Raw genomic sequence first — 14,875 nt, 5'->3', positions numbered from 1 at the left:
CCGGCGGGTGGCGACGGTGGCCGCCGCCGCGCTGCTGGTCGCCGTCGGGGTGGTCGCCGTCGGCGCGGGTCAGCCCGGCCTGCACGGCGAGCGGCTGCTGGTGGTGCTGCGCGAGCAGGCCGACCTGGGGGGCCTGCCGACGGGGCCGGGCCGGGCGGGTCGGGACGCCCGGGCCGGCGAGGTCTACCGCCGGCTGGTCGCCACCGCCGACCGCACCCAGTCCGACCTGCGCCGCGACCTGCGCCGGCTACGCCTCGGCCACACCTCCTACTACCTCGTGAACGCGATGGAGGTGTCCGGCGGGCCGGGGGTGCGGGCCTGGCTCTCCCGCCGGCCGGAGGTGGCCCGGGTGCTGGTCAGCCAGCGGTTGCGCCCGCTGCCCGCGCCGGCCGGCCCGAGCCGGGGCAGCGCCCCCGCCCCGAGCGGCCCGGAGTGGAACGTCCGGATGATCGGCGCGGACCGGGTCTGGTCGCAGCTGGGGGTGGACGGCTCCGGGATCGTGGTGGGCAGCTCGGACTCGGGCGTGGACGGCGGTCATCCCGCGCTGGCCGAGGGCTTCCGAGGTGGCGACGACTCCTGGTACGACCCGTGGGACGGCACCCGGACGCCGACCGACCAGGGCGGGCACGGCACCCACACGGTGGGCAGCGCGGTGGGCCGGCGGGGCATCGGGGTGGCGCCGGGCGCGCGGTGGGTGGGCTGCGTCAACCTCGACCGCAATCTCGGCAGTCCCGCGTACTACCTGGAGTGTCTCCAGTTCATGCTGGCGCCCTTTCCCGCCGGCGGCGATCCGTTCACCGACGGGCGTCCCCAGCGCGCCCCGGAGATCCTCACCAACTCGTGGGGTTGCCCGTCGATCGAGGGCTGCGACCCCCGGGTGCTCCGGCCGGCCACCGCGGCGCTGGACGCCGCCGGCATCCTGGTGGTCGCGGCGGCGGGCAACACCGGGCCGTACTGCGGCTCGATCGACGACCCACCGGCGCCGTACCCGGACGTGCTGACCGTGGGCGCGGTGGACCGGCAGCGCCGGGTCACCAGCTTCTCGTCCCGGGGCCCGACTCCGGACGGCGTCGGCAAGCCGGACGTGGTGGCGCCGGGCGGCGGGATGGCGCCGGGCGACGGGGTCGTCTCGGCGATGCCCGGCGGCGGGTACGGCGCGCTCAGCGGCACCTCCATGGCCACCCCGCAGGTGGCCGGCGTGGTGGCGCTGATGTGGTCGGCCAACCCGGCGCTGGTCGGGGACCTGCCGCGCACCCGGCAGATCCTGCGGGACACAGCGACCCCGGCCGCGGCGACCTACCGGTCCCGGACGGAGACCTGCGGCGGCGACACCAACATCACCGGCGCCGGCCTGGTCGACGCGTACGCGGCGGTCCGGGCGGCCCGCGGCTGAGACGCTCTTGCGCGTACCCGTACCCGGTGATCTAGGGTCGGCGACCATGGACGCGGACATCATCGTCGCCGAGCTGACCGCCGACCGGGCACCCGCCGTGGTGGAGCTCTGCCGCCGGGCGCTGGACCTGCCGGAGGACGCGGCCGAGGCGCCGGCCGTCGTGGACGCGCTCTGGACCCGGGCCGCCGCCGACCGACCGGTGCTGGCGCTCGGCGCGTACCGGGGGGCGGAGCTGGTCGGGGCGCTGGTCTGCTCGGTCGCCGGCCCGGACCCCCGGGTCGGGCACGTGGACCTGGTGGCGGTGGACCCGGGCCAGCGGCGGCGCGGGGTTGGCCGGACGCTGCTGTCCTACGCCGAACGGGCCCTCGCCGGTCTCGGCGCGGCCGAGGTGCTGCTCGCCGGCAACCCGCCGTGGTACGCCTGGCCCGGCATCGACGTGCGCTACACCCCGGCGGTCTGCGCCGCGCTGGCGCTGGGCTACCGGCAGGACCGGACGGCCTGGAACATGACCGCCGACCTGTCGTACGACGGCTCCCCGGCGCTGCGCCCGACGGAGGCCGCGGAGGCGCGCCTGGCCGGGCAGGGGGTGTCGGTGCGCCGCGCCGGGCCGGCGGACCTGCCGGCGCTGGCCGCCTTCGCCCGGTCCACCTTCGGCGGCGCCTGGGACGCCGAGCTGGCCGGCTCGGTCGGCCGGGAGGGGGCGGGCTGTCACCTGGCCGAGCGCGACGGCGAGGTGTTGGGCTTCGCCGCGTACGGGTCGTCCCGGCCGAGTTGGTTCGGGCCGATGGGCACCGCCCCGGCGGCGGAGGGCACGGGGATCGGCGGGGTGCTGCTGCGTCGCTGCCTGCGCGACCAGCGGGCGGCGGGGGTCGACCGGGCGCAGATCGGCTGGGTCGGGCCGGTGCCGTTCTACTCGGGGAGCGCGGGCGCCCGGATCGAGCGGGTCTTCTTCCTGTACCGGAAGACGCTCACGGCGCAGCAATAGGGGCGAATGGGATATAGACCCAGATAGTGCCATTCGCCCGTGCTCGGTGATCGACGCCCCCTACCGTTTCGGTAGAGGAGGCAACCCATGACCACGGACGACGAGATCCCCGGCCCGTTGCCGTTCGACCGGCTCGACTACGGCGACGCCGAGCAGCGGGCGGAGATGAGCGGAGCCGACGAACCGGCGGCCGACGAACCGGTGACGGTGGTCGACGAGCCGGTCCAGATCCGGCAGCCGTACAACCGGGCGCAGAAGCGACGCAACCAGCGGCCACTGCCGACGTGACGCCGAAAGGGGCGGACCGCTGACGCGGCCCGCCCCTTTCGGCGTTGTGGAGCAGGACTCAGAAGTCCATGTCCCCGCCACCCGGGCCAGCCGGGGCGGCCGGGGTCTTCTCCGGCTTGTCCGCCACGACGGCCTCGGTGGTGAGGAACAGCGCGGCGATCGACGCGGCGTTCTGCAGCGCCGACCGGGTCACCTTGGCCGGGTCGATGATGCCCGCGGCCAGCAGGTCCACGTACTCGCCGTTGGCGGCGTTGAGGCCGTGGCCCGCCTCGATGTTGCGGACGTGCTCGACGACCACGCCACCCTCGAGACCGGCGTTGACGGCGATCTGCCGCAGCGGGGCGTCCAGCGCGATCTTGACGATCTGCGCGCCGGTCGCCTCGTCGCCGACCAGGTCCAGCTTGTCGAAGGCGGTCTTGCCGGCCTGCACCAGCGCGACGCCACCACCCGGGACGATGCCCTCCTCAACGGCGGCCTTCGCGTTGCGGACGGCGTCCTCGATGCGGTGCTTGCGCTCCTTCAGCTCGACCTCGGTGGCCGCGCCGACCTTGATCACCGCAACGCCGCCGGCCAGCTTGGCCAGCCGCTCCTGCAGCTTCTCCCGGTCGTAGTCGGAGTCGCTCTTCTCGATCTCGGCCCGGATCTGGTTGACCCGGCCCTGGATCTGGTCGGCGTCGCCGGCACCGTCGACGATGGTGGTCTCGTCCTTGGTCACCACGACCTTCCGGGCGCGGCCCAGCATGTCGAGGCCGACGGCGTCCAGCTTGAGGCCGACCTCCTCGCTGATGACCTGGCCACCGGTGAGGATGGCGATGTCGGCGAGCATGGCCTTGCGGCGGTCACCGAAGCCCGGCGCCTTGACGGCGACCGACTTGAAGGTGCCCCGGACCTTGTTGACGACCAGGGTGGCCAGGGCCTCGCCCTCGATGTCCTCGGAGATGATCAGCAGCGGCTTACCCGACTGCATGACCTTCTCCAGGATCGGGAGCAGGTCCTTGACCGACGAGATCTTGCTGTTGACGATCAGGAGGTAGGGGTCGTCGAAGACGGCCTCCATGCGCTCCGGGTCGGTCATGAAGTAGGCCGAGATGTAGCCCTTGTCGAAGCGCATACCCTCGGTGAGCTCAAGCTCCAGGCCGAAGGTGTTGCTCTCCTCGACGGTGATGACGCCTTCCTTGCCGACCTTGTCCATCGCCTCGGCGATGATCTCGCCGACGGTGCTGTCACCGGCGGAGATGGAGGCGGTGGAGGCGATCTGCTCCTTGGTCTCGACGTCCTTGGCGAGCTTGGACAGCTCCTCCGAGACGCTCGCGACCGCGGCCTCGATGCCCCGCTTCAGGGCCATCGGGTTGGCGCCGGCGGCCACGTTGCGCAGGCCCTCGCGGACCAGGGCCTGGGCCAGGACGGTCGCCGTCGTCGTGCCGTCACCGGCGACGTCGTCGGTCTTCTTGGCGACCTCCTTGACCAGCTCAGCGCCGATCTTCTCGTAGGGGTCCTCGAGCTCGATCTCCTTGGCGATGCTCACACCATCGTTGGTGATGGTGGGGGCACCCCACTTCTTCTCGAGCACGACGTTGCGGCCCTTGGGGCCGAGCGTCACCTTCACGGCGTCGGCGAGCTGGTTCATGCCCCGCTCGAGGCCGCGGCGCGCCTCTTCGTCGAACGCGATCATCTTGGCCATACGGCGTTGTCCTCCTGGACACTCACGGGCCACCCGAGTGTGTGTCCCGGATGGGCCGCCTGGTGTACGCACCTTGGGACGTCGCCACCTGGCGACGACGACGTCCTTCGGCCGGGCCGGATAGCCCGCGACGACCGGCCATGTGCCCCACCGGCGTCTCCAACGCCGGTGCGGCCGTGGCCCCACCGTCCCGACCATTGGCACTCACGGTATGCGAGTGCCAATGACTTGTTTAGCACTCTGCCCTGCCGAGTGCAAGCACGATGGCCAGGGTCAGCTGAGTTCCCCGGCCAGTTGGGCGCTGTTCACCGGTCCCTCGTGGGCCCGCTGCTCGGCGTACGTGACCACCAGGCCGACGAGCTGCGCGAGGTGAGCCGGCACCGCCAGCACCGCACCCACCAGCGCCACCACGAACGCCGCCACCGCCGTGACCGGGGAGTCCATCGGGGTGGTGCCGAGCGGCAGCGAGGCCACCGTCTCCACCATGCCCGCCGCCACGGTGACCACGACCACCGCCACGGCCACCAGCGCCACCCGGCCGAGCAGCAGGCCCAGCCGGTCGTGGAACATCCGGTACGAGCGACCGATCGGGTGCTGCCGCTCGAAGAGGTAGACCGGCCCGGCCATGCTCAGCGCGAAGGCGAAATAGATGCCGGGCAGCACGCAGAGGCAGAGGCCGAAGCCGATGATCACGCTCGTCAGCAGGGTCCAGCCCCACAGGCCGAGCGCCCGGCGCACGCCGTAGCCCAGCGCGGTGCCGAGGCTCACCGGCTCGCCGGCCGCCTGCCGCGCGATCACCCAGGCCCCGGCGGCCCACCCCAGGCTCTGCACCAGGCCGAAGAGCAGGGTGCCACCGATCAGCACGCCCAGCACGACGCCCAGGTCGGCCGCGAAGCCGTCCGGCAGCGCCGCCGGGTCGTCGGCCGTCGTCGCCTCCCACTCCGCCGACGGGTCGACCACCAGCGCGAGCATCGAGATCGCCGCGGCCGGCAGCACCTGGGTGAGCAGCAGGATCGGCAGCAGCAGACGCCAGCCCCGGCGTACCGCGCCCAGGCACCGTTCGAACCAGCCGCCGAGACCGACGCCGGGCGGGGTGACCAGCGGGTCGGCCGGGTCGAAGCCGTGGCCGGGCGGGTACCACCCGTAGGCCGGCTGACCCGGGTAGGCGACCGGGGCGCCCGGGTACCACGGCTGCCCGCCGTACGGGCCGGCGCCGGCCGGGTAGCCGCCGGTGGGCGGGAAGACCCAGCCCTGCGGCTGGGGGGCGGTCGGGTCGACGGGGTACGACGCCGGCCCGACCCAGCCGGCCGGCGGAAAGCCCGCTCCGGGCGCGGTCGGGTCGACGGGCGGACCGGGCCGCGGCTCGGTCGGATCGCCCGTCGGCGTCACCGAGGGCCCGGCGCCCCAGGATGACGCCGAAGGGTCGCGGTCACCACCAGGGGCCGGGGGCGGCACCGAAGGATCGGGGTCTCCGGGTGCCGGGGACGGCGGGGGCGGCTGGTCGGACATGAACCCTCCTCAGCGACAGCTGGAACGGCTCACGATCATTCCTGGTGCCGCACCCGCACCGCAGCCCCGTCCCCGGTCGGTCGGACCACCGGTCGTGGAGGACGGTCGCACCGTGGCGGGAGCCCGGCCCGCGCCGGGGCCGGCCGCCGGTCAGGCGACTACGCGCACCCGCTCGGCCTGGGGGCCCTTCTGGCCCTGGGCGATCTCGAACTCCACCCGCTGGCCGTCGTCCAGCGCCTTGTAGCCGTCCATCTCGATCGCGGAGAAGTGGACGAAGACGTCCTGCCCGCCGTCGACGGCGATGAAGCCGTAGCCCTTCTCGGAGTTGAACCACTTCACGGTGCCCTGTGCCACGGTGCACTTCCTCACTCTGCGCGGCGTCCACGACCCCGGAGACCGGCGGACCGGCACCGGAGGACCACCGCTTCGGCGATCGGCGACGGCCGCTGAATCGGTGACCGGAATCGCACGCTACACGAGGCGTGACGGTGGCGCACGACCACAAATCGGGCATATTCCGAGCTAAGCGCATCGCCGATCATCGCTGTGGTAGGCATGCGGACATGACGAGCACCCCGGGCGCACCCGACCCTGGTCGGGCCGGGGCCCGGCGGGCGGAGATCCGGCGGGTCCGGCCCCGGGACGCCGCCCGGATGCGGGCGCTGCGGCTGGAGATGCTCGCCGACGCGCCGCTGGCCTTCCTGGAGACCCTCGCCGACGCGGCGGCCCGCGCGCACGCCGACTTCGCGGCCCGGGTCGCGTACGTCTCGGCCGGCACGGAGACCGCGCAGTTCGTCGCGGACCCGGGCGGCCGGCTGGTCGGGCACGCCGGGGGCACGGTGACCCCGGAGGAGCCGGGGCTGACCGTCGTGTACGCCGTCTACGTCACCCCGGCCTGGCGCGGCGGCACGCTGCTCGGCGACCTGATCGAGGCGGTGGCCGACTGGTCCCGGGCGTGCGGGCGGCCCGAGCTGATGCTGGAGGTGGTGGTCGGCAACGACCGGGCCTACCGCGCCTACCAGCGGCTGGGCTTCGTCGACACCGGCGTACGCGTGCCGCACCCCACCGTCCGAGCGCTCACCGAACTCCAGATGCGCCGCCCGGCCTGAGCACCCGAGATCGGCAGGGGCCCCCATCCACGCAACGGCGCGGAGAAGGCCCCTGCCCGCACCTCAGACGTGGCGACGGCTCTGCACGATGCGGAACCGGTTGGCCACGTAGGCGCCGTCGGTCAGCGCGGAGTTGGCGGCCGGGTTGGCGCCGCTGCCGTGGAAGTCGGAGAAGGCCGCCGACTGGTTCACGAAGACCCCGCCGGTCAGGTTGCACGACAGGTGCACCCCGACCTCGACCGCCGCCGTCTCGGCCGCGTCGAGCACCGCCTCGTCCGTCGAGTAGACCGACGCGGTCAGCGCGCCCTTCTCCCCCACGGTGGACCGCAGGATCTCCAGGCTGTGCGCGGTGGAGTCGGTCGCGATGGCGAAGGAGATCGGCCCGAACCACTCCCTGCCGTAGGTCGCGGTGTCGTTCGCCGCCAGCTTGACCAGCGTCGGCGTACGGACCACCGCGTCGGGGAAGGACGGGTGCTCGACGGTCCGCGACTCCAGCACCGGCTCGCCGACCTTGGTGATCTCGTCGAGGCGCTCCAGCACCCCGTCGTTGACGATCGCGCCGGTCAGCTCCACCCCGCGCGCCGGGTCGGCGGTGAGCTTGCCGACCGCCGCGGCGATGCCGCCGGCCACCTCGTCGAAGCTCTTGTGCCCCTGGTCGGTGGCGATGCCGCCGGCCGGGATCAGGATGTTCTGCGAGGTGGTGCACATCTGGCCGCTGTAGAGGGTCAGCGTGAAGCCGAGGTTGCGGCACATGCCGGCGAAGTCGTCGGTGGAGTCGATCACCACCGTGTTCAGGCCGGCCTTCTCGGTGTAGACGGCCGCCTGCCGGGCGTTCGCCTCCAGCCAGTCGCCGTACTCCGTGGAGCCGGTGAAGTCGACGATCTTCACGGCCGGGTGCAGGGCCAGCGCGGAGGCGAGCTTCTCACCCGGGGCCTCGGCGGCGAGCAGCACCAGGTTTGGGTCGAAGCCGGCCTCGGCGAGCACCTCCCGGGCGTACCGCACGGTGATCGCGAGCGGCAGCACCGCGCGGGGGTGCGGCTTGACGACCACCGGGTTGCCGGTGACCAGCGAGGCGAAGAGCCCGGGGTACGAGTTCCAGGTCGGGAAGGTGTTGCAGCCGATCACCAGCGCCACGCCGCGGGGCACCACGTGGAACGTCTTGCTCATCCGCAGCGGGTCGCCCTTGCCGGCCGACTTCTCCCAGCCCGCCGTCCCCGGGTGCCGGGTCATCTCCGCGTACGCGTAGGCCACCGCCTCCAGGGCGCGGTCCAGCGCGTGCGCGCCACCGGCCTGGAAGGCCATCACGAACGCCTGGCCGCTGGTGAACTGGACCGCGTTGGCCAGCTCGAAGATGTGCCTGTGCAGCCGGTCGAGAATCTCCAGGCAGACGCCCGCCCGGGCCTGCGGGCCGGCGTCGCGCCAGGTTGGCAGCGCGGCGGTCGCTGCGGCGACCAGCTCGTCGGCGCCGGGGTGCGGGTAGCGCACGTTCAGCGCCAGGCCGAACGGGCTCGTCTCGGTGGCCACCAGGTCGCCAGCGCCGGGCTGGTCGAGGGGGAAGTCGCCGTCCAGGTACGCCTCGAAGGCGGCCTTGCCGTCGGCGGCGGCGGTCTCGCCGTAGACCCGGGGGCTGGGCGACTCGGGGTAGGCGGACCAGTACCCGCGCTCCGTGATCGCGGTCAGCGCACGGGTGAGGGTGTCGGCGTGCCTGTCGTACAGGGGATGCGGGGTCTCCGTCATGCCCGCCATCATGCCCCAGCCGCAGGCCGGGCAGTAAGGGCCGCTGCGGCGGCGCGACCGTCGGGTACGCGCCACCGGCGGACGAGGACCGACCCCGGTGTACGCGCCGGCCCCGGCGGGCGATCCCCGGTCAGAGGGTGAGCTGCCAGTCGGTCCAGCCGTCGACCGGGCGGAACCCGACCTGCTCGTTGATGCTGATCATGTGGCTGTTGGCCGCCGCGTTCCAGGTGTCGATCGCGCGTACCGCCGGCTCGTGGCCGAGCAGGTGACGCAGGTTCTCGATCTTGGCGAGCAGACCGAGCCGGTGACCCCGGTGGGCCGGGTCGACGATGGTGATCTGCTGGAACGCGTGCCAGTCCGCGGAGGCTCCGACGTCGAGCAGCGTCCAGGCGACCAGCCGTCCGGACGCCTCGTGGCGTACCGCCGTGTGGTAGCGCCGCCGCCCCCGCGCGTCCAGCGCCCGCTCGGTGCCCCGGACCCGCTCGGCGTCGATCCGCTCCGGCTCCCACTCCACGTCGCCCAGGGGCGCGTCGGTCATCAGCCGGCCGTCGAGATAGGCGATGTCCGCGAGGTGCTCCTCGGGGGTGCTCCCCTGCCAGCGGAGGGTGCGGTAGCCGGCGGCCCTGGCCCGCGCGTCGGTCAACAGGGCGTCCAGGCCCTCCTGGTCGAGCCAGGTGGTGTCGAGCCGGCGGCGGACCTCGACCAGCGCCGGTTGGGCGCCCGTCGCGGCGGCGAAGGCGGCGCCGGCCGCGGACCGCTCCGGCCCGCCGGGCAGCGCCGACACCGCCATCCCCAGCACCCGCTTGCGGCCCCGCTCCCGCAACAGGCGTACACCGTGCTCGTGCAGCGCCCGGCCGACCCCGCGCCGCCGGTACGCCGGATGGACCACCAGGTCGGCCGTGGCGTTGTCGGTGTTGTCCAGCTGCGGCAGGTCCAGCGCGAGGTAGCCGGCCGGCACGCCGTCGAGCCGGGCCAGCGCCCAGATCGGGGCGTTGCCCGGCATCGGATGCCGCATCGCCGCCTCGAAGCGCCGGCGGCAGAACGGCGGGAAGTCGGGCAGGTCCGCGTCGTTGGCCACCGCGCCGATCCGGTACGCCTCGTCGACCGTGGCCTGGTCCGCGGCGTCGATCGGCGCGATCGTGATGCTCATGAGGGGAAGCGTGCGCCCCGGAAACACGATCGGGCCAGCGATTTTCGCTGGCCCGATCGGACGTTGGTCGGGAGGGACGATCGCACAACGCCTCCGGCGTTGGGTCGCAAGAACTTCAAAAGTCTTCGGCGAAACGCCCTCCCGCAGGGAGCATCTTGCGCCGTCCGGTTCCGGTCGTCAAGTCCTGGACGGCGGGTTTTCCACACTCACAGCGAAAAGCCAGTTACCCGGTGGATCGGCCCGATCCCCCGTTCGGGCGATCCACCATCCACCGCCGGCCGGACGTCCGTCCGCCCAGCTACCGGCCCGTCGCCGCGTCGGGCGGGTCAGCCGAGCAGGCCGGCGTCGCGGGCGGCGCGCAGCGAGGGCTTGATCCGGTGGGTCGGGCCGACCTGGCCGGCGACGGCGTCGATGGTCTTCAGCCCCTCACCGGTGTTGAAGACGACGGTCTCCGCGGTCGGGTCGAGCCGGCCCGACTCGACGAGCTTGCGCAGCACCGCCACGGTCACCCCGCCGGCGGTCTCGGCGAAGACCCCGGTGGTGCGGGCCAGCAGCCGGATGCCCTCGCGGATCTCGTCGTCGGTCACGTACTCCATCCAGCCCCCGGTGCGGCGCACCGCCTCCAGGGCGTAGAGGCCGGCGGCCGGGTCGCCAATGTTGAGGGACTTGGCGATGCCGGTCGGCTTGACCGGGGTGATCGTGTCGGTGTCGGCGTGCAGGGCGGTGGCGATCGGGTTGCAGCCGGCCGACTGGGCGCCGAAGACCTTCCAGCCGCCCGCCGGCGCCTCGACCAGCCCGATCTCGACCAGCTCGCTGAACGCCTTGTCGATCTTGGTGAGCAGCTCGCCGGAGGCCATCGGGATGACCACCTGGGCGGGAATGCGCCAGCCGAGCTGCTCGGCCACCTCGTAGCCGAGCGTCTTCGAACCCTCGGCGTAGTAGGGGCGCACGTTCACGTTGACGAACGCGGTGTCCTCGAACTCGTCGGTCTCCACCAGTTCGCCGCAGAGCCGGTTCACGTCGTCGTACGAGCCGTCGATGGCGACCAGCTCGCCGCCGTAGACGGCGGTGGTGATGACCTTGCCCTGCTCGAGGTCACCGGGGATGAAGACCACCGACGGCACCCCGGCCCGGGCCGCGTGCGCGGCCACCGAGTTGGCCAGGTTGCCGGTCGAGGCGCAGGCGAACCGGGTGAAGCCGAGCGCCCGGGCCGCGGTCAGCGCCACCGAAACCACCCGGTCCTTGAACGAGTGGGTCGGGTTGGCGCTGTCGTCCTTGACCCAGAGCGGGGCGGTGATGCCCAGCTCGGCGGCGAGGTGCGGGGCGGAGACCAGCGGGGTGAACCCCGGGTCCAGGGTGACCCGGGTCGCCGGGTCCTGGCCGGCGGGGAGCAGCGCGGCGTACCGCCAGATGTTCTGCGGGCCGGCCTCGATCTGTTCCCGGGTGACCTTGGCCAGCTCGGCGAGGTCGTAGTCGACCTCCAGCGGGCCGAAACACTCGTAACAGGCGTGCTGGGCGGCGAGCGGGTAGCGGGCCGAGCAGGCGCGGCAGACCAGGGCGCGGGCGGGGCTGGCGGCGGTGTCGATGCCGGGGGCGGCGAGCGTCGACGTCATGTCGAGAGTCCTCTCATCTTTCCCCACATCGCAGGGTGCGGCGGGGACGGAATTGGCACCTGCCCCGCCGGTCGCTCAGCGATGAGCGCGCGGGGTGGTTGCCGGGGCGTCGTCGGGCCGTATCCCTCAGCCCCTCTGGATGAGGTATGCAGTTGTGCCGCCGAGTCTAAGCAATGCCGCCGCCCCTGCCGAGCCGGGTTCCCACGCTGTGAGCAGCCGTCCGAGATCCGCCCGGCCCCGGGAAGTCGTCCCCTCCCGCCCCTAACAGACCGTGAGGCAGGCGAGGGCGACAGCACCGATGCGCACGCCGTGGGGCTGCCCCGTCCGCGCGCCCGGACGACCACCGGGCGATCTTGGAGGATCAAGGCCCCTCAGCGGGCCGCGTCCTTCCAAGATCGAGCCAAGGCCCCACTCGGCGTCAGCTCGTGACGTCCTTGCGGGTGAAGCGCCAGAACGCCAGCCCCCAGAACAGGGTGGCGTAGCTGATCGCGGAGATGGCCCCACGCACCACGTCGTCCGTCTGCACCGGAGTGGACAGCAGCCCCAGCCAGGCGGTGCTGTAGTGGGTCGGCAGGAACGCCCGGATCGCGCCCAGCGCGGTGATCTGGTCAAGGATGCTGGAGAGGATCCAGAGCAGCACCGCGCCGCCGACCGCGCCGAGCGCGGCGTCCGTCGTCACCGACAGCAGGAACGCCAGGCCGGCCACCACCAGGAGTACGACGGCCAGGTAGCCGAGCACCGCCAGCAGGCGCAGCAGCCCCTCCCCCGGCTCCAGCTGGGCGGCGACCGTGCTGCGCAGCGGCTCCCAGCCGTAGCGCAGCGTCCCGGCGAGCAGGGCGGTGCCCGCGAGCAGCACCAACGCCAACGCCGAGTACGCGAGCGCGACCAGCAGCTTCACCGTCAGCAGCCGGGCCCGGGGCACCGGCACCGCCAGCAGGTAGCGCAGGCTGCCCCAGCTCGCCTCGCTGGCCACGGTGTCCCCGAAGAAGAGCGCCACCACGACGACCAGCAGGAACGACGCCGAGACGAAGATCGAGAACAGGGTGAAGTTCAGCCCGCCCGAGGTGGCCAGCTCGACCAGGCTGGAGAACTCGTTGCTGCCGTTGTCGTCGTCGCCCGAGTCGAACTGGAACGCGATCAGGATGATCAGCGGCAGCAGCACCATGAACCCGAGCGCGAGCTGCGTACGCCGCCGGGACGCCTGCCGCCGGAACTCGGCGCCGAACGGCAGGGTGGCCGACGGCCGGTAGCCGGTGGCGGCACCGACCGAACGGACGGCCGGCGGCGCCCCCGGATCGACGGACGACTGCGACATCACCGGTCCCCGCTTCCCCGAGAGTTCTCGCCCACCAGGGCGAGGAACGCGTCCTCCAGGCGGCGCCGCGGCACCACCCGGTCCACCCCGATGCCGGCCCTGACCAGCTCGGCGACCACCTCGCTGCGGGCGGTGCCGTTGGTGTCCACCACCAGTTGGCCCTCGCCGTCGGGCAACACCCGGACCCCCTCCAGGCGGTCCAGCACGTTCCGCGCGGCCTCCGGGTCGGTGACGTCGAAGAGCACGCTCGGCGACTCGCCGACGATCTCCTCGACCGGGCCGGAGGCGACGATCCGGCCCTTGTTCACCACCACCGCGTGGGTGCAGGTCTGCTCCACCTCGGCCAGCAGGTGGCTGGAGACCAGCACCGCCCGGCCGTCGGTGGCGTACCGCTGGAGCACCCGGCGCATCTCGGCGATCTGCGGCGGGTCGAGCCCGTCGGTCGGCTCGTCGAGCACCAGCAGCTCCGGCAGGCCCAGCATGGCCTGCGCGATGGCGAGGCGCTGCTTCATGCCGTGGCTGTAGTTCTTGATCTTCCGGTGCACCGAGTCGCCCAGCCCGGCGTTTTCCAGCGCCTCGTCGAAGTGCGCGTCCGCGGCCGGCCGCCCGGTGGCCCGCCAGTACGCCTTCAGGTTCTCCAGGCCGGAGAGGTGCGGCAGGAAACCGGGCCCCTCGACCAGCGCGCCGATCCGGCTGAGCACCGGGGAGCCGGGCACCAGCCGGTGCCCGAAGACGTAGATCTCGCCGGCGGTGGGCTGGGTCAGCCCCATCAGCACCCGCAGCGTGGTGGTCTTGCCGGCGCCGTTCGGGCCGAGCAGGCCGACCACCTGACCGGGGTGCACCTCGAAGTCCACGCATGTGACGGCGACGAAGCCGTCCGCGTACTCCTTGCGGAGCTGGCGCACGGCCAGCGGGACGCCCGCGTACGCCGGGTGGACGGAGCTGTCCTGGCGGCGGTGCCGGCGGCGGGCCACGGCGACGACCACGACGAGCCCGACCACGATCGCGGCGACCAGCCCGGCCAGCACCCAGCGCCACAGCGTCGCGGTCGTGGGGATCGGCTCGCCGGCGACGGTCGGCAGGCTGACCCCGCCGCCGACGGCGACCGTGTGGACGGTCGGCTCGACCGGCGTGGCGTACGCCTGGTCGGAGGTGGCCACCACGACCCGGAGCCGGTGCCCGGCCTCGATCCGGCGGACGATCGCCGGCAGGGTGACGGTGACCGGCCGTGCCCCGTCGACCTCGGTCGGCAGGCCGGTGAGCCGCACCGGGGCGACCAGCCCGTTGGGCAGGGTGGCCGCGCCGTTCGGGTCGACGTCGTAGAGCTTGACGAAGAGCACCGCCTCACCGGTCCGGGACGCCGCCAGGATGTCGACGGTCGGCGCGCCGACCACGTCCACCGCCTCGGCCAACGGCTCCGACTCGAAGCGGGCGTGCTGGCCGGGGATGTCGCCGGCCACGCCGCCGAGCAGCGAGGAGAGCGCCCCGGCGAAGGGCACCGAGGAGATCGCGGCCGGGTTGCCGGCCGGCGGGTTGGCGACCGGCTGGGCGGGGCCGTCGACGGCCACCTCCCAGCGGGCGGTGCCGGCGGTGCCGGGATAGTCGGCGGTGCGGTAGCCGGTGGCGACCAGGCCCCGGTCCAGGGCGTCGAAGCCGGCGATCCGCGACCAGGTGAAGCCGTCGCCCGGCGCCTCCCCCTCGCCCGCGACGTGGTGGTCCAGCCACTGCACGGTCAGGAACTTCACCCGGTCCGAGTCGGTCTTCGGCCCCTCGCCGCCGTCGTGGCCGCCGGTGAACCAGGCCACCCGGACGGGCGTGCCGGTGGCGGCGATGCCGCGCGCGTTCGCGTCCGCCTCGCTGAGCGGGAAGAGGGTGTCCGCCTCCCCCTGCACCAGCAGGGTCGGCGCCTTGATCCGGTCGAGCACTCCCGCCGGGGAGGAGCGGCGCAGCAGGTCCACGGCGGCCTGGTCGGCCCGGCCGGTGGTGGCGATGCGCAGGTAGGCCTCGCAGACGTCGGCGGCGAACCGGCCGCAGGACGGGTCGGCGGCGCCGGCCGGGGCGCGGGACGGGCCGGTCCCCGGGCCGGCGCCCGGCT

At 73.5% G+C, this 14,875-nt stretch carries 12 protein-coding genes and 1 riboswitch; of the genes, 4 read left to right on the top strand and 8 right to left on the bottom strand.

What is annotated here, in order from left to right; translation table 11 throughout:
• From NCC78_RS15530 to NCC78_RS15520, 3 genes are all read left to right on the top strand, one after another.
• Positions 1-1,393 (top strand): S8 family serine peptidase (locus NCC78_RS15530; RefSeq protein WP_250795241.1); only part of this gene is annotated, 1,393 nt, incomplete at its 5' end.
• Positions 1,394-1,439: 46 nt separating this feature from the next.
• Complete coding sequence (locus NCC78_RS15525) at positions 1,440-2,378, top strand: GNAT family N-acetyltransferase (RefSeq protein WP_250795240.1); 939 nt, start codon at positions 1,440-1,442, stop codon at positions 2,376-2,378.
• An 87-nt stretch (positions 2,379-2,465) separates the two neighbouring features.
• Positions 2,466-2,666, top strand: a complete 201-nt coding sequence (locus NCC78_RS15520) for a hypothetical protein (protein ID WP_250795239.1) — start codon at positions 2,466-2,468, stop codon at positions 2,664-2,666.
• 58 nt (positions 2,667-2,724) lie between these two features.
• On the opposite strand, the gene groL is transcribed toward NCC78_RS15520, so the two are convergent.
• The 3 genes from groL to NCC78_RS15505 all read right to left on the bottom strand — a co-directional run bounded on the left by groL (position 2,725) and on the right by NCC78_RS15505 (position 6,210).
• On the bottom strand, positions 2,725-4,347 hold the full coding sequence (gene groL / locus NCC78_RS15515) for a chaperonin GroEL (RefSeq protein ID WP_250795238.1): 1,623 nt from the start codon (positions 4,345-4,347) through the stop codon (positions 2,725-2,727).
• A 273-nt stretch (positions 4,348-4,620) separates the two neighbouring features.
• Positions 4,621-5,736, bottom strand: coding sequence for a hypothetical protein (locus tag NCC78_RS32065; protein ID WP_284706305.1), 1,116 nt, complete (start codon positions 5,734-5,736; stop codon positions 4,621-4,623).
• 270 nt (positions 5,737-6,006) lie between these two features.
• Positions 6,007-6,210 carry a cold-shock protein gene (locus tag NCC78_RS15505; protein WP_088998148.1) on the bottom strand — a complete coding sequence of 68 codons (204 nt, stop codon included), beginning with the start codon at positions 6,208-6,210 and terminating at the stop codon, positions 6,007-6,009.
• 209 nt (positions 6,211-6,419) lie between these two features.
• Here NCC78_RS15505 and NCC78_RS15500 point away from each other — a divergent pair, with 209 nt between their 5' ends.
• Positions 6,420-6,965 carry a GNAT family N-acetyltransferase gene (locus NCC78_RS15500; protein WP_250795237.1) on the top strand — a complete coding sequence of 182 codons (546 nt, stop codon included), beginning with the start codon at positions 6,420-6,422 and terminating at the stop codon, positions 6,963-6,965.
• A gap of 63 nt (positions 6,966-7,028) precedes the next feature.
• Here the strand turns inward: NCC78_RS15500 and paaN are convergent, their stop codons facing one another.
• From paaN to NCC78_RS15475, 5 genes are all read right to left on the bottom strand, one after another.
• The gene (paaN, locus tag NCC78_RS15495) at positions 7,029-8,702 is read right to left on the bottom strand and encodes a phenylacetic acid degradation protein PaaN (protein ID WP_250795236.1); all 1,674 of its coding nucleotides are present in this window, start codon (positions 8,700-8,702) and stop codon (positions 7,029-7,031) included.
• 130 nt (positions 8,703-8,832) lie between these two features.
• Complete coding sequence (locus tag NCC78_RS15490) at positions 8,833-9,852, bottom strand: GNAT family N-acetyltransferase (RefSeq protein ID WP_250795235.1); 1,020 nt, start codon at positions 9,850-9,852, stop codon at positions 8,833-8,835.
• A 326-nt stretch (positions 9,853-10,178) separates the two neighbouring features.
• The gene (gene thrC / locus NCC78_RS15485; RefSeq protein ID WP_250795234.1) at positions 10,179-11,465 is read right to left on the bottom strand and encodes a threonine synthase; all 1,287 of its coding nucleotides are present in this window, start codon (positions 11,463-11,465) and stop codon (positions 10,179-10,181) included.
• Between the two features lie 10 nt (positions 11,466-11,475).
• Positions 11,476-11,611, bottom strand: a riboswitch (SAM riboswitch).
• A gap of 272 nt (positions 11,612-11,883) precedes the next feature.
• Entirely contained in the window at positions 11,884-12,780 is an 897-nt protein-coding gene (locus NCC78_RS15480; protein ID WP_250795233.1) for an ABC transporter permease, read from the bottom strand.
• Positions 12,780-14,875, bottom strand: a 2,096-nt coding sequence (locus NCC78_RS15475; RefSeq protein WP_250795232.1) for an ATP-binding cassette domain-containing protein, incomplete at its 5' end; no start/stop codon positions are given. The genes NCC78_RS15480 and NCC78_RS15475, both read right to left, overlap by 1 nt.

The organism is Micromonospora phytophila (assembly GCF_023656545.1).
GTDB classification, from domain to species: Bacteria; Actinomycetota; Actinomycetes; order Mycobacteriales; family Micromonosporaceae; genus Micromonospora; species Micromonospora phytophila.
The sequence above is the reverse complement of the archived record's forward strand: the minus strand, read 5'-3'. Positions and strand labels throughout refer to the sequence as shown.

Bases quoted from the DNA above. Each gene is read 5' to 3' on its own strand.
- NCC78_RS15520 (WP_250795239.1), top strand. From the start codon at position 2,466: ATGACCACGGACGACGAGATCCCCGGCCCGTTGCCGTTCGACCGGCTC.
- thrC (WP_250795234.1), bottom strand. From the start codon at position 11,465: ATGACGTCGACGCTCGCCGCCCCCGGCATCGACACCGCCGCCAGCCCC.
- NCC78_RS15500 (WP_250795237.1), top strand. From the start codon at position 6,420: ATGACGAGCACCCCGGGCGCACCCGACCCTGGTCGGGCCGGGGCCCGG.
- NCC78_RS15525 (WP_250795240.1), top strand. From the start codon at position 1,440: ATGGACGCGGACATCATCGTCGCCGAGCTGACCGCCGACCGGGCACCC.
- NCC78_RS15480 (WP_250795233.1), bottom strand. From the start codon at position 12,780: ATGTCGCAGTCGTCCGTCGATCCGGGGGCGCCGCCGGCCGTCCGTTCG.
- NCC78_RS15490 (WP_250795235.1), bottom strand. From the start codon at position 9,852: ATGAGCATCACGATCGCGCCGATCGACGCCGCGGACCAGGCCACGGTC.
- paaN (WP_250795236.1), bottom strand. From the start codon at position 8,702: ATGACGGAGACCCCGCATCCCCTGTACGACAGGCACGCCGACACCCTC.
- groL (WP_250795238.1), bottom strand. From the start codon at position 4,347: ATGGCCAAGATGATCGCGTTCGACGAAGAGGCGCGCCGCGGCCTCGAG.